Here is a 14685-nt window from a genome sequence, read left to right on the forward strand (position 1 = left end):
AACGGAATCTGTTTTATCTGCTTAAATAGTCTATCCTTCTTGATTCATCGCCATTTCCCAAAAATCATATTCCATTTTACTACTAATCACAAAAGCATCAATCATTTGCTGTTGTTCATCTTTCCCACTCGCTTCATACAATCGGTCCAAAACCGCCCGCTCTTTCAATATTCCTTGGGCTGCTTCTTCACCTGAATAGGTTTCAATCCAGCGCTGGTACAATGGATTTGGTGAACCTGATTGAATTAGCCGGACTCCAATTTCCTGATACAACCAAGCACATGGCAGCATTCCAGCAAAGGCTGCGTTAGGCGTCCCGTCAATCAACTGACGATACATGTGAGAAACATAGTGGTAAGCCGTTGGTGCGATTGGTATTCCAGCAATTTCTTTGTCAGTAATTTTAAGTTCGTCAAAAAAATCTTCCCGAACCGCAATTTCTCCTAAACGAAGATTTTCCCCATTCTCTCTCAATAGAGCAATTACCTCTTGATCGTCTGCTTGATCGGCGATTAATTCATAAAGTTTGCTGAAGTGTTCTAAATAATAACGATCCTGCAACAAATAGAAACGAAAAATCTCTGGTGATAAAGTCCCGTCTCCAATTGCTTGAACAAAGGGATGAACAAAGCTTCCTTCCCAGTAAGATGCTGCCTCTTTACGTGCGATTTCTGTAAACATTTATACCCTCCATATTCTTATTTTGGATCTAAAAAAGCACCCTCCTCAAAGTAAGTGCACTAAGGAGACTGCTGGTGAAGGATGACAAAATAAAACCCGATCACAAAAAAAATGATCGGGTGTAATAAAATTCTGTCTAAAAAATGTTACACAATTCCCTGCGTCAGTACTAGCTGTTTCAGGTTCAATGGGTATAATCTCAGCTTCAAAAGCACCCCTAGTGTTCTTATTCGATTAATAAAAGTATAGCATATCCCTTAATGAAAAACGATCATAGGTTTAGCCATTTTATTTAAAAAGTTTCCATCTATGTCCAATAATGGGCTAATCCCCGTAAAATTAATAGGTGCATTGAAAACCAACAATTAGTGAACACGGTTTTTATCATCAGTGATTATTGAGTCGCAGCAGTCATTTTTTCTTCTGAAAGCTTGCTTTTATAGGTATCATTCATTTTGAATTTTTATTTGCGGTAAACTTTTAATGCTGTTTATAGAGGTATTCACTACGTACTAATTAAAGTAAACCTTTATAAAAGTCGATCTATTAGCAAAAATAACGACCATCCTGTTATTACCCCTAACAACATCACAATTCCTCCTGAACTTCTTCTTGTACCTAGTCTAATCCCAATTGAAAAAATATAGTTAGTTATGTCCAAAACGGTTGTTTTTATGGCTTAAATTAACGGCTAACTTCTTTTCTTTTTTTGCGGTAAACAAGCATGACTAAAAAAGACAAGCTCCCATGTGGAAACTTGTCTTCCCTATTAGTCAGGAATTTCAGTGCCTAAGCCTTTCTCACGAGCCTTCTCAACAATCTGCCCCGCTACTACTAAATCTAGAACAGCAGTACCAACTGATTTGAAGATGGTAATTTCTTGATCAGAAGTTCGTCCTTCTACCTCGCCTAGCAAGATTTGTCCTAATTCACCCGAATACTTTTCTTTCGGAATATACTCTTCTTTCAGCGGAGTAATAAAATCTCCTGCTGCATTAAGCACGCCTTCCGTTGTATCAAAAATTACTCGATCTGCTCGTTTGATTAATTCTTTAGGAATTTCAAACATACTTGGAGTGAAGGAGCCGATTCCATTGATGTGTGCACCATCCTTAACCCAAGCAGATTCGAAGGTTGGTTCATTGGAAGGAGTTGCAGTTGTGATGATATCCGCACCTTCTACGCATTCACGACTCGTTTTTGTTGGAATTAACCGAACTGTACAACCTTCTTGACGAGCCTTAGCAAAAGCTTCTGCCCGATTTTGATCTATATCAAAGATTCGGACTTCTTCCAAAGGGCGTGCAGCCATCATTGCTTCCAATTGCTTCTCAGCCTGACCACCCGTTCCGATTAAGGCGCCAATTTTAGCATCTTTTCTGGCAAGAATATCTGTCGCTACACCTTGTACAGCTCCAGTGCGTAACTGAGTCAAATAAGTGCCATCCACCATAGCATTTACCATACCCGTTTTAGGGTCCATCACAATCATCGTACCTGTTACACTAGGTAATCCTCGTTCGATATTGTGCAAATAAGTCGATACTATTTTAACACCCAACGCTGGTTGTTCCCCACCAATATAGGCTGGCATATAAGAACTCACGCCATTTTCTTCACGAATATCCACATTAGTCCGCAGCGGCGCATTGGTCTCTCCTTTAGAAAAGATCATCAAAGCTTGCTTATCTGCTTCTACTGCATCCTTCATGGTGAAGGTTTTGATGATATCTTCCTTTGTTAAAAACAACATACTTTTCACTCCTTGTTATATTAATGAGGTGAATCACCTCATGGTTCCATTCATTTGAGCAACTTAATGTAAGATAAAATTGAACAATTTAAGTAAAGTCTAGAACAAACTGTATTAAGCCTTTTTAAGTACATATAGATAATATTAATCATTCACTAATAGTTAAATTCCCTCTACTTTGTTATCGTCAAATATGCAATAACTGGTATGTAAATCAGAAGCTGTTCCAAAATAATCAGAACGGCACCGATCTTAAAACCAACGGGCAAATTTTGTCACAACAAATAAATACCAGAAATAATTCCAAGAAAAGGGAACGGAAAGAAAAAAGAAATGGCTAGAATGATTAGTGCAGCAATTCGTTGTTTGTCATCATGCGAAAGATTAAACATGGTTAACCCTCCTTGAAGCGTTTCTTTAATTATAGCATGCTGAGAATTGCCGCCAAAGTTTTATTTTGCAGAAAACTATTGATAAAATACGGATTTTCTATAGATTTTAACTATAAATAAAAGACCAAGTATCTTACCATTGATACCTGGTCTAGTTGGTTATTTAGTTAAAAATGTCTCTACGTTCTTAATTACTTTTTGTGCTAAACGAACCTTTGCCATCGAGGTTAATCCAGCACTGTGGTCTCCAGCAAAAACGTTTGGCCGATCCACAACTGCCTCCCCAATTCCATTGGTTGTATCACTAAAAGCATAGGTCCCTGATAAGTAGAGCCAGTTAGCTAATGCTTCAACATCATGAGAGGGTGCAATTGACAAATTCATCAGAATCTTGCCGGGGCCCATTAATTTGAATTGTTCAGATTGCAGCAAGACAACATTTTTATTTAGAGCGGTAATGACGATATCCACGTGAGCTAATAAGTCATTCAATGGATAGTAAGACATCGCCAATTTTTCTTCTAATTCAGGTTTGCGGGTACGACTGTAATACGAAACATCCGCACCGAAAAAGTGGAGTGCTTCAGATACCAGTGATCCCACAGTGCCCATACCGATAACGCCCACCTTCACACCGGTCAATTCCATCGGTTCGTTTTTCCACATCGCCTCTCCTCGCCCTTGAAGCAAGCGAACTAGTTCGCTGATGACATATTCCCGAACCCCTTCGTCACCATAATCTCGAATCCCCGTAACCACAATTCCCATTTTCTCAGCAGTTAGAATATCAACATTGGCACTCTCTGGAGAATATAGACTGCAGCACATGCCAATGTAGCGAATATTGGGACAAGCTTCTAAAACAGCTTGATTAATAAAGCTGGTAAAACTCAACATAACACAATCAGCATCTCCGATTCGGCGAATAATTTCAGCCTCATCCTCTGGAATATCTTCATAGAAGAACGTTTCTTCGGCGTATGCCTTCAACTTCTCGTCCCATTCAGGCAATAGCTTAGTCGGTTCAATCGCAACCATTTTTTTAAACTGTGTCTCTTGCATAAAATCCTCCCTTTCTCTCCATCACATCATATCGCGTAGCTGAGGGCAGAGTCAAACAGAAGTTAAATCAATTAGACAATTGCCTGCTGCAGATTTTCTTGTGTATTATTTTCTGCAGATTCATCCCAATCATGGGCGTCCTTAAGATAGTAGCCTTGTCCCCAAACCGTTATAATTTTATACCAATCAGGCTCATACTTTTCCAACTTATCACGGAGATGCTTAATGAGATTTGAAACATGACACATCCGAGATGCTGTAGGCTCCCCATTCCACAAATACAGCGAAATATCCTTTTTAGAAACCGTTTCTCCTTTAGCTTCTCTTAAGCAATCCAGCAGTTTTTTCTCCTTTTTGCTTAAACGTAAATAGAAAACTTCTTCTTCATTCTTCCCAGCTTGAATTATCGGACGTTCTCGATACATCGGCTTCTTCAATTTTGATACAACAGCAAGACTGTTTCCTAAATCTTCTAGGTCACAATCTGGATTAAGTACTCCTCTGAAAATTTCAGTTGGAGCAAATGATTCCTCAGATGTCATCTTCATAATTGGAACCTGGAAGCTTAACATTTTATTCGCAATAATCAATTGTTGGTCGACTGGCAACGTGTCGCTTAAAATAATTATGTCAAAAAATCGTACCATAGTCAGTGAGTCGGATAACAGTGCTTTACTGATAAACACCTCATTACCCAGCAAATGAAGCTGCTCCTCTATTAGTTTTTCTCTAAAAATACAGTTTGTCAGTACAAGAATTTTCACTTCTTCTTTCTCCTTTCCTAGGGTTAAGCACCCTGATATAAATTACGCATTTTTATCCAATTTCTTTTTCTATTTTCTCTTTTTTGGGCAAAATAAAAAAGCAGGAAAATTTTCCTGCTCTAATAGCAATCTGTTGCTTATTCCCATTTGAAGAAACGAACAGCGATTGCTGTTCCAGCTAACGTAATTATTATCAACAAAGCCACAATGGGCATAATTTGTGCCTGCTCCTGAAAAGTAATGGCTTTAAGTAGTTTTATTCCTTGAGTTAAAGGCAAGACACCTGCAATTTTTTGTAAACCATTGGGTAGAATCTCAAAGGGCACTGTGGCACCTGAAAGAAAAAACATGGGAAAGAAAACGGCCGAATTAATTGCACCTGTTGCTTTTTCACTGGGAGAAAGACTGGCAATAATCAAACCAATCGCATGAACTGCCAGCATCACTAATAAATATGCTGGAATAAATACTGCCCAGCTGCCTTGATAATGAAAGTTAAAAACAACCGTAAGCAGGGTAAAAATTAAAAGCATCGATACCAAACTGAGTGTAAAGCAAAAAAATAAATGAGCTAAAAGCAGTTGAATCGGACTTATCGGGGTTACCTGATACCTTTTTAAAATTTTGCGTTCTCGATAAGAAGACAGAGCTAACGGCAGTCCCATAACACCTGCAGAACAGATACCGACAGTAGATACCGAGGCAAAGATTCGATTTAGAGCCTCATTGCTATTTTCCATAAAAGCCATTAGCACTACAATTCCCACAGGAACACATACGCCAAAAATTACTGAGGACATTTCGCGAATGGATAACTTCGCTTCAGATTTATACAATAACCAAAAAGTTTTCATTTTATCGCTCCTCTCCAATTAATTTGATAAATGCTTCATCCATACTCTTTTGACCGCTGCGAGCAACCACCTCAGCCACCGTTCCGCGTTCAATTTCCTGGCCAGCCTTGATTACTAGAATTTCGTCGCAAAGAATTTCTACCTCATCCATGTAATGCGAAGTCAAAAAAATCGTTACCCCTCGTTCTTGTAAAAGCTTAAGATAACGCCAAACTTCGCGCCTAGCCATCGGGTCCAATCCCGTCGTCAACTCATCCAAGAAAATAATTTCTGGATTTCCCATTGCTGCCAGCAGAATACATAATTTCTGCTTTTCCCCACCAGATAAGGTTTGAAGAAAAGCATTCTTCTTAGTTTCTAATCCAAATTCCAGCAGCCCCTTTTCCCAATTAATTGGCTGCTGATATAAGGAATGAGTGATTTCACAAATCTCCTTTACCTTTAATTGTCCTTGAAAAGCGGACTCCTGAAACTGTACGCCTACTCGCTGAAACAATGCTTTTCTTTGCTTGCGGGGATCCTTTCCTAACAATAGAATCTCCTCTGCCTGACAGCTTTTCGTACCTAGAATACAATCAATCGTAGTCGATTTCCCTGCTCCATTATGTCCTAGCAAACCAAAAATACTGCCTTTTTTTACCGTGAAGCTGAGCTGATTCACTGCTGTTTGATCTCCGAACTTTTTGTTGAGATTTTTTACAATAATTGCCTGATTTGTCATATTTTAGCCTCCAATCACTAAATGAATTCTTAGTATAGCTGGAAAAACAACCTTGGTGGCTTAGTGTAGGGTAGCCTTTTGTAAAATTATTTGATAGAGTAAAAGAAGAGCTTGTTACAGGAGGAATTGAATGATTTATCACACTTCGGAGGTTGCCAAGTTAGTTGGTCTTCATCCTAATACAATTCGACGATATGAAGAATGGGAATTGATTCCCAAGCCTCAACGAGCAGTTAATGGCTACCGAATGTTCACTCAGTACCATATAGAGCTGATCCGCTTGGCTCAAGTAGCTTTCCAAATCGAAGTACTGCAGTCTGGCTTGCGGAGAAAAATGGTGGACGTAATTAAAGCTCTTGCGCTTTATGATTTCAACCTTGCGCGCCAATTGATTCTCGACTATCAATACTTAGCCAATCAAGAGATCGCTCAAGCGCACGAAGCAATTGAAATTGTTGAAGGAATAATTAGACCTGAAGCTGATGAAAATACGCAGCCTCCTCTAACTCGCAGTGAAGCAGCCGATTATTTAGAGGTGACGGTTGATGCTTTACGTAATTGGGAGCTCAATGGCTTATTGATGGTTAAGAGAAGGACAAATCGTTATCGCATATACAATCAGGAAGACTTAAAGCGATTAAAGATTATTCGCACCTTACGAGGAGCCAATTATTCATTAGAAGCTATTCTCCGTCTGCTGCTGACCATGGATCAAAAACGTGTTTCTTCTATTAAAGAAGTGTTGAATACCCCTGAGCCAGATGAAGATATCATTGCTGTTTGTGATCAGTTGCTGACCTCATTAGAGCAAGCAAAGAAAAATGCCGAAGATATCATGCAGAGAATTGATCATTTAGAGGAAACTGCTAAAATTACTCATTGAAAATGCAGAACCATCTACTAAATAATCAAGAGATTATTTAGCAAAGTGATGTGCCCTGTCTTACGCTGCATCCAGTGGAAATCTCTCATTTACAATTTGGGCTATGGAGCAGCATATGTTTTTTTCGTTAATAGTAGGTTTACTTAGTTTTATCGCGTTTAGTTTCCCTTGGGTAGTAAAGCAATGGAAACTAATGAAGGCTAATAATGTAGCCAAGATACTGAAATGTTTTTTATTGATAAAATATATATTATTACTATTGGGACTTTTGGTTCTAACGTATATCTTTACTTTTTTTATATTGGGATCTATGGGGCTCTTGTCCCATTAGGTATAACAAAAAGATCCCTTAGATTAGTTGCGACTAACTACTAAGAGATCTTTTAATTATTTATGTTTTCTAATCAGCAGTTTAGCCAGCAAAAAGAAAATGATAAACACGCCCCACTTTTTACCTATATTCTTTCTATGAGCATACGGTTCTGGATTGCGATCAACTTCTCGCCAATGATACTCCAGCTTGTCCTGAGGGTTATTCCATTCCTTCCCCAACTTTTTCCTTAAAGGATAATCCAAATGAATTGGCGGCAAACTATCTAAGCGTCGATGAACATTATCGTTGCGATCGGCATAGTTAAAGGACTCCCCATTTAGAATCTGCTGTTGAAAATAGTGCCATTCTGCATAAGTAGGATATCGTTCCTTATAATAGAAGAAATCCGTTATTACTTTCCCAGCTTCGTCCATTTCCAATACATTCCACTGGCTGACAAAACGTCCCTCAGGATCCAAAATAAATTCAGAGTGAAAATCCGGAGTAACCCTTTTGCGGTTCTCATTCCCAGCCAAATAATTTGTTTGGTATTTATTATGAAGCCTTGCACGTTCAGCTCTCAGTCCGTGTCCACCTAGACCACCTGCTTTTTTTGGCGCATGAACATAGGCTGCTAGCGCATCTTCATCTGTTGGGCCTGGTATTCCAAATTTTTTTCGGATATATCGGATATTTTGACGATCCAAATACATTCGCAGCTGATGAACTCGGGGATCATCCAGAAGCTTTCCTCGGTAGGCTTGTTGAATTGTCTTTGCCAATAAGTTCAAAAAATCGTCGTGTGGTGCCAGTTCTGGATCAATTTTATAAGGACCGGTAAGCTGCAAAGTCCCTTCTTCTATTTGCGCACCTAACTGTTCCAGTAATAGAACTACCTTTTCAATAGCCGTATGATTGGATGCTCTAAACATCTTAGTATAAATCGTGGAACCGACCAAGCGACTTTGCTGAATTATTTCTTGTTCCTTCTCCCGAGCTTCTTTTAAGGACAAACTGCGAACTGCTCGTGTTGTTTCACTTGAAAGGGCACGTTGCGCTGCGTCGTCCCAAATTATTGGTCTCATTATCTGCTCTCCTCGCCTGTCGTCATCAAAAGAACTATGTTTACGCTAGATGACCAGCATGAACATAGCTCTTTTGCTTTTAACTAAAAAAGTAATTTTTCAATTTGATGTTACTGTCGACATACTGATTATCACACATTAACTGGAAGCTGTTCAAGCGTGGATTAAAATCCATCAGAACTTTTTCAACTAATAGTGGTGCAGCTTCTTTGGAAGAATAAACAGTAAAGATTGGGTTTTCCATTGGTATTAGCTCGACCTCCCCTTCCGTAAATAAAGGGATGATCTGGAACTGACTTCCTTTGGCACACGAATGATCGCTCATGGATGTCTCCTCAATTTCTTTAGTTAGAGCAATCAAGAAAGCTTTTGTATCGCCAACTTTATCTAATAATACTTCCGCTGCTTGATCAGATACTACTATTTGCATTATTTCTCCTCCTCACAGCCAAGCTTATGCTTTTATTTGTAAAGGGTTCACTACTTAGTTGTTTTCATGATTAATCTTAGTTGATGAAAGGCTTTTATCTCTGAATTTTGACAGCCTGCCGCAGCAGTTCCTGTCCGTCAAATAATCAGAATATGTTTATCGTGCAACCTTGCCATAATGTGTAGTGGAAACATAAGTTACTGCATTTTGTTTATAAAGAGGCTTTTTTGAAAAGGCTGTCTTTCTAGCATATTTTAAATAGTACCCTTTTAGAGGAGAGGTAAATTCATCACTCCAAGGTTTTACATGTCCAGAAAAGTGAATAATACTTGGCGCTTTACGCGTTTCTTCGTACGTTTTTTCGCCGGTTGGATTAGGATGCGTTACTTCTTTTTGCATAATATAGCTTTGAGCATTCCATTGTGGGTGCAAAGGCAGCCACTGATCATGCAGAATTGCGTTTAAAGCATCTTGGTCATGAAATTTCAGCTTTTCAGGATTGTTTTTGATGAAGTCCAATACTCGCATCGTAACATTTTCATCTAACCATTTTTTTACATTGATTAGCATTAATCCAGAATTGAAGTACAGCTTAGAATCAGTATCTATCCCCATAAGCTCCAAACGATTATGGAATCCAGCATCTTCAACTGCTGCTAATGTATAGTTACCTAAGTCCATTTTCCATAGTTCGTCAATGTCAGTTACTGCAATCATATCACAGTCTAGATATAACAACTTGTCTACCTTTTTGCCCCGAAATAATTCAGGAATAGCAATTCTGAAGTATGCTGTTTGTGGAATCCGGTCGCTTTCAACAACGTTTTTGAAATATTTTTTGTTGATATTTAAAAATTGAAGGGTTGCTTGATAATTTGCCATCGTGTCCAGCATTAGTTGTTTGCTCTTGTAATCGATGTTGTCGTCAATTACATAAAAATCAAAGGTTGCTTGCTTATTTTTACAGTTTTCTAAGATTGAAACAAACAGGGCAGAAACATGAGGTGCAAAGGCTGCATTACTGCTTGAAACAATCGTAATTCTCTCTTTACTCATTATGCTTTCACCGCTTTCTTAAAAATACTATCTGCTAATAAATCCATATACTGTTCTTGGTAAGGGTGTCCTTCTAATGTGTTCCAAGGTTTATCGTGCCCAGTAAAGTGGACAATCGCAGGTGTTTCATTGCCTTCCTTGTACAATATTCTATATAGAGGGTTTGGGGCCGGATGACGGTTGAAAATAAGTGACGACTGCATGTTCCATTTAGGGTGAAGTGGTGCCCAGTCTTCGTATAAGACGGCGTTCAAGGCATCTTGATCGTGATAAATGATGCGATCTCCGTGATTTCTTAAAAAATCAATCGTCTTCTCCGTAATCTGACGATTGTTCCAACGTTCGATATCAATTACCATGACGCCTGAATTGAAATAATAATCTTTGGAATCAATCCCTAACCGTTCCAAAGCCTTAGTTTGCCCTGGATCAATCACAGCTCCGATGGTCTTTTGCTTTAAATTTTGTCGGTAAAGCTCTGCTACATCATCTAGAATCAATGTATCCGCATCTATGTAAAGCACTTTTTTATAGTTGTATTTTTTCAAAATTTTAGGTAAGGATATTCGGTAGTAGGCTGTCGTAGTAATATGGTCACTGACCAAGAAGTCTTCATACACTTGACCATCAACAGTTAGGTACTGGATAGTCGCCTTGTCTGATTTATTTTGAACTGTTTCCTTCAGTTTTTCTTTACTGGCTGCAGAAATTTCATCATCAATTACATAAATATTCAATGAAACTTCTTTTGATATATGATCCAGCAAAGAACCAAGCATCACGCTCAGGTAAGGAGCGTAATTCTCATCTGATGCAGTTACCACTGGTATCGTATTTTTCTGAGATAACATAAAATATCACTCCTTTGCTTAATTATGTTCGTCTTTTACCCTATTTCTATAACATACATTAGACCCATTCTTTTCTTTTAGCAAAAAAATTGCTTGTTATCCCTATCATTTTGTCACCAAATTCGGAAAAAATTGATCGAATCGACGTTTTTTAGCGGTATAACAACAGTTAAGATTCTTTAAACATTTAAGAAATTACTTGTCTCTATTCAACTATTTTGTCATTATTAAGCATTAAACTTCTCAAATAGCCAAAAATGGACTACCCTTAAAATAGAATATTTTCTAAAAAGGATGGATAAATATGAAGTTAGCAGCAATCGATCTTGATGGTACGTTACTGAATCATCTAGGTGAAATCCCTAAGAAGAACCAGGAGGCTCTGCAAACCTTTAGCCAGCAGGGAGGCACAATTGTCCTGGCTACTGGACGATCGATCCTTTCTGTTAAAAAGGTATTTGCTCAGCTCTCCATAGATGGTTATGTTTTAGCTTCCAATGGCGCCTACATAGCAAAAGTAGAAAAAGGGGAAACGACTTCTGTGTTAAAGCGATTCGATATCCCTGCAAAGACGATTAATCAAGCTTTCCATTTGGCTGAACAAATTGGTGTAACCATTGTAGCTAGTCGTGAAACACAGGATGATCGGATTACTTTTGATGCTGCCCCGGTCGAGGTGAATAGTCCTTATTATGCGCAATTTCAGCTACAAGATTCTTCTACCGAAGAGTTGTTAAAGAAGATCAATGATGGTAGTCTCAATTACTTTAAGCTGGCCTTTAATGATACAGATGTTGATAAGTTAGCCGTTTTGCGGAAAATGTTTGAATCGGCGGGTATTCCTTCAGTTTACACAGATATTCACTGGCTGGAGATTATGGCTGATGGAGTAAATAAAGGCACTTCTCTTACGTTCTTGGCCGACTATCTTCAGATTGATCCAGAAGAAGTCGTAGCCTTTGGTGATCAGGAAAATGACATTGAAATGTTGAAAGTCAGCGGTGTTGGTGTGGCGATGGACAATGCCTTAGAGCCAGTCAAAGCAATTGCCCAACAAGTGACTACCTCTAATGAAGAAGCAGGTGTAGCTGAAGTCTTGGAGGAATATTTATAAGTGCAATGAAAGAGGACAATCTGACGATTGTCCTCTTTTTTGCGTTTTATTCTACATATAAAGTGATGAACTTGGCATGAGCAACCTCAGGTAAACTCACCGTTTGATCTTGCAGTTCCAGTTCTGCTACTGTCTCTTCTTTAAGATTTACCAATTCCACTTTTTGAACTTCTTGTTTAAACTGAATCGCGGCATGACAAGTTTCCTTAAGTTTTCCGTTATACAGTCGAATAATACAGCCCTCCCGTTTCTCGGCCTTCTTGACTACACTTAGCGTCAAATCACCAACAACTTCTGCCATACTATAGCTAGCTGCTAGAGTTTTAGGCTCATCTCCCAAAGTAAAATTCAACCGCGAGTTTAAGAATTCAGCAGCTTGATACAACTGAACCGGAGATACTGCTATCTTGGCAATATTTGCCACATCAGCCTGGTTAAAGCTGCCAGCAAAGTAATAAGCAGAAAATGAGAATTCCAGTCTTTTGTGCAGCTGAGCATCAGGGGTGGCAATAACTGTTTCCCCAGAAGCACGACCTGGACGATACATCAGGTTTTCTTTACCCATGAAGCCATAGGTTCGAAAGATTGTTAAACGAATAGTATCGTAATTTTCTCCAACAATTTCATATTCTCTTACTCCTTTTGGCAGAATTGCAGCACCTCGCTGGTCATTAAAAAGACTGACAAACGTCTGGCAGGTTTCAATCGCAATTGGTTGTTCGTTCCATTGCTCTTTATTCGCCTCCCACAGCTTCATTTCTTTTTCAAAAACTACTGGTCGCTGAATCGTGCCAAATTGCTGATCCGCCGTCGAGAATTTTGACGGAATATTGGTATCAAACAAGACACAAATACGATGACTATCAACAGACTGATTTTCTGCCTCTAAATGGAAATCAATAACTGGCGAATCCTGCTTCATTGTTACTTCCAGTGAAATCGGCAGCTGGACGGTTGCTTTTTTTGCTGCTCGTTCTTCCAAATTAGCTGGTACTTGCAGCACAAAAGAACTTTTAATCGTTTTTAGTACGCTCGATTCATGCACCTCGATTACCGGTTCAAAATCAATGGATGAGATTACCCAATCCTTTTCCGGTGGAGAATAATTAAAGGAATCGCCATCATCACCATTTTCTTCGATAATCCCTTGTTCGTTATAAAGTACCTGAGCTGCTTTGTCGAAGATGTCAAAGGAACCATTGGCATTTACGGTAATTCGATAATAGTTGTTTTCAATCGTACGATTAGTGGTCCTTTCAAACGTCTGGTAACTGTTACCGGACAGATCAATAGTTAGCTGTGTGTAGCCCAGACTCGGCAGCTGACCGGCAGCTACCGCAATTTTGGCTTTGTAAACCTTTGTAGGATGGTAATAATCCTTGGTTGGATTTAATATATTTCCTTGATTCAGCACATAATCAGTCTGATCAATCATTTCCAACACAGTGTAGGAAACCGACTGCCCTGCTTCATCTAGAATGACGAATTCTTTTTGCGGTAAGTAGACCTCCGCTTCCACAACTTCATTCCGAGGATGATCATAAGGGTTAAACAACGTAAAAGTTATCGGTGTATTCTTCGACTCTTTAATCGTTGTCGCAATTTGGCGCATGGTCAATTCCACTAAATTCATAGCAATATCGCGAGCCTGCTTATAGCGCATATAAACATCCTCGTTCGTGTTGTCGGATACACAAGAACCAATGGAATCATGCGCAGCATTCTCAAACATCAGCTTCCAAATTTCCTTAACCGTTTCCACTGGATACTCAAAACCCAGCTGCTTCGCAATGGTTAATATAGGTTCCATCACATTGGTTAAGTAATGCTGAATCTGTGTATTTAAGGCCTTTAAATCAGAGCGGGAAGAGAAGATGGTCTTATGAATCCGCATCAGCTTTCCGTTAATCAGCTCACCAGCAATTTCCTCCAGCTCTGGCTGCTGCTCTTTAATGGCCGCGATATACTTTTCGATGGTCGATATATGCAATTCGTATTCGTCCTGATACAACGCATTTATTTGTTCGATTAGTTCCGGTAAGTTTTCGCGAACTGGCGCTTGGTCGAAACCGTTTGGAAAGTACACTTGATCAGTGGTGCTGCGCGACCAGGTGGTTTTGAAAGGTTCTTCGTGAAGAAAATCCGCTAAAGCTTCCTTGTTCTCAGGAATTGCTCCGCCAATGTAATAGCCGCTAGGTATTTGAAAGGCCGTAACGCTTGAACCGTCCTCCCCTTTCCAAACAAACTCTGTCTGCTTCACTTCGTCATCACTAACACCCCGCCAGAACAGCGTATCCTCAATGCCGAACTGTTGATAAATTTGTGGCATACTAGCTGCTTGACCAAAGGAATCCGGGACATAGCCGACATTCATGTAGTCACCAAACGCTTCACAAACCTGCATACCATAAAGCATGTTTCGAACAATACTTTCGCCAGAAATTACTAGCTGGTCGGTCTGAGTATACCAAGGTCCAATAATCAGTTGACCGGCTTGAACCAATTTTCTTATTCGGTTTCGATCTTGGGGACGCCAGTTTAAATAGTCATCCAATAATGAAGCTTGGCCATCTAAAATAAAATGATCATATGTGTCGTCCTTTTCTAGCTGCGTTAAAACTTTTTGCAAATCGTGCATCAAATATATTTTGGAACGACTAGTGGTAAAATACCACTCTCGATCCCAATGACTATGGGGAACTACGTGTACAGTTTTTTTCATTGGT

Annotated in this window: 13 protein-coding genes and 1 riboswitch; of the genes, 2 read left to right on the plus strand and 11 right to left on the minus strand. The window is 39.3% G+C overall.

All coding sequences use genetic code 11. The annotated features are described in order from the left end of the window. Positions 1 to 30: 30 nt before the first annotated feature. The 6 genes from tenA to IGI46_RS20905 form a co-directional block, all read right to left on the minus strand. Positions 31 to 681: a thiaminase II gene (tenA, locus tag IGI46_RS20880; protein WP_429974182.1), complete on the minus strand. Its 651-nt coding sequence runs from the start codon at positions 679 to 681 to the stop codon at positions 31 to 33. A 138-nt stretch (positions 682 to 819) separates the two neighbouring features. Beyond that, a riboswitch (TPP riboswitch) is annotated at positions 820 to 910 on the minus strand. A gap of 540 nt (positions 911 to 1450) precedes the next feature. Continuing rightward, positions 1451 to 2434 (minus strand): ornithine cyclodeaminase family protein, encoded by a 984-nt coding sequence (locus IGI46_RS20885; protein WP_207701765.1) that lies wholly within the window; start codon positions 2432 to 2434, stop codon positions 1451 to 1453. Between the two features lie 551 nt (positions 2435 to 2985). Continuing rightward, positions 2986 to 3888, minus strand: a complete 903-nt coding sequence (locus tag IGI46_RS20890) for an NAD(P)-dependent oxidoreductase (RefSeq protein ID WP_429965918.1) — start codon at positions 3886 to 3888, stop codon at positions 2986 to 2988. 71 nt (positions 3889 to 3959) lie between these two features. Further along, positions 3960 to 4652, minus strand: a complete 693-nt coding sequence (locus tag IGI46_RS20895) for a winged helix-turn-helix domain-containing protein (protein WP_429965917.1) — start codon at positions 4650 to 4652, stop codon at positions 3960 to 3962. 137 nt (positions 4653 to 4789) lie between these two features. Then, positions 4790 to 5506, minus strand: a complete 717-nt coding sequence (locus IGI46_RS20900; protein ID WP_429965916.1) for an ABC transporter permease — start codon at positions 5504 to 5506, stop codon at positions 4790 to 4792. Between the two features lies 1 nt (position 5507). Next, a complete protein-coding gene (locus IGI46_RS20905; protein ID WP_429965915.1) occupies positions 5508 to 6227 on the minus strand; it encodes an ABC transporter ATP-binding protein in 720 nt (239 codons plus the stop codon). A gap of 130 nt (positions 6228 to 6357) precedes the next feature. Between IGI46_RS20905 and IGI46_RS20910 the strand changes: the two genes are divergently transcribed. Next, entirely contained in the window at positions 6358 to 7110 is a 753-nt protein-coding gene (locus IGI46_RS20910) for a MerR family transcriptional regulator (protein ID WP_429965914.1), read from the plus strand. Between the two features lie 387 nt (positions 7111 to 7497). On the opposite strand, the gene IGI46_RS20915 is transcribed toward IGI46_RS20910, so the two are convergent. The 4 genes from IGI46_RS20915 to IGI46_RS20930 form a co-directional block, all read right to left on the minus strand. Then, positions 7498 to 8508 carry a DUF3114 domain-containing protein gene (locus IGI46_RS20915; RefSeq protein WP_429974183.1) on the minus strand — a complete coding sequence of 337 codons (1011 nt, stop codon included), beginning with the start codon at positions 8506 to 8508 and terminating at the stop codon, positions 7498 to 7500. A 79-nt stretch (positions 8509 to 8587) separates the two neighbouring features. Then, positions 8588 to 8938 carry an iron-sulfur cluster biosynthesis family protein gene (locus IGI46_RS20920; protein WP_429965912.1) on the minus strand — a complete coding sequence of 117 codons (351 nt, stop codon included), beginning with the start codon at positions 8936 to 8938 and terminating at the stop codon, positions 8588 to 8590. 156 nt (positions 8939 to 9094) lie between these two features. Next, the gene (locus IGI46_RS20925) at positions 9095 to 9994 is read right to left on the minus strand and encodes a glycosyltransferase family 8 protein (protein ID WP_429965911.1); all 900 of its coding nucleotides are present in this window, start codon (positions 9992 to 9994) and stop codon (positions 9095 to 9097) included. Continuing rightward, positions 9994 to 10845, minus strand: a complete 852-nt coding sequence (locus IGI46_RS20930) for a glycosyltransferase family 8 protein (protein WP_429965910.1) — start codon at positions 10843 to 10845, stop codon at positions 9994 to 9996. The genes IGI46_RS20925 and IGI46_RS20930 overlap by 1 nt, the downstream gene beginning before the upstream one ends. A gap of 304 nt (positions 10846 to 11149) precedes the next feature. Between IGI46_RS20930 and IGI46_RS20935 the strand changes: the two genes are divergently transcribed. Further along, positions 11150 to 11959 (plus strand): Cof-type HAD-IIB family hydrolase, encoded by an 810-nt coding sequence (locus tag IGI46_RS20935; RefSeq protein WP_429965909.1) that lies wholly within the window; start codon positions 11150 to 11152, stop codon positions 11957 to 11959. Between the two features lie 46 nt (positions 11960 to 12005). Here the strand turns inward: IGI46_RS20935 and mngB are convergent, their stop codons facing one another. Next, positions 12006 to 14681, minus strand: a complete 2676-nt coding sequence (mngB, locus tag IGI46_RS20940; RefSeq protein ID WP_429965908.1) for a mannosylglycerate hydrolase — start codon at positions 14679 to 14681, stop codon at positions 12006 to 12008. Between the last annotated feature and the right edge of the window lie 4 nt (positions 14682 to 14685).

Origin of the sequence: Enterococcus sp. AZ163 (assembly GCF_050498925.1) — a bacterium.
GTDB classification, from domain to species: Bacteria; Bacillota; Bacilli; order Lactobacillales; family Enterococcaceae; genus Enterococcus_A; species Enterococcus_A ferrettii.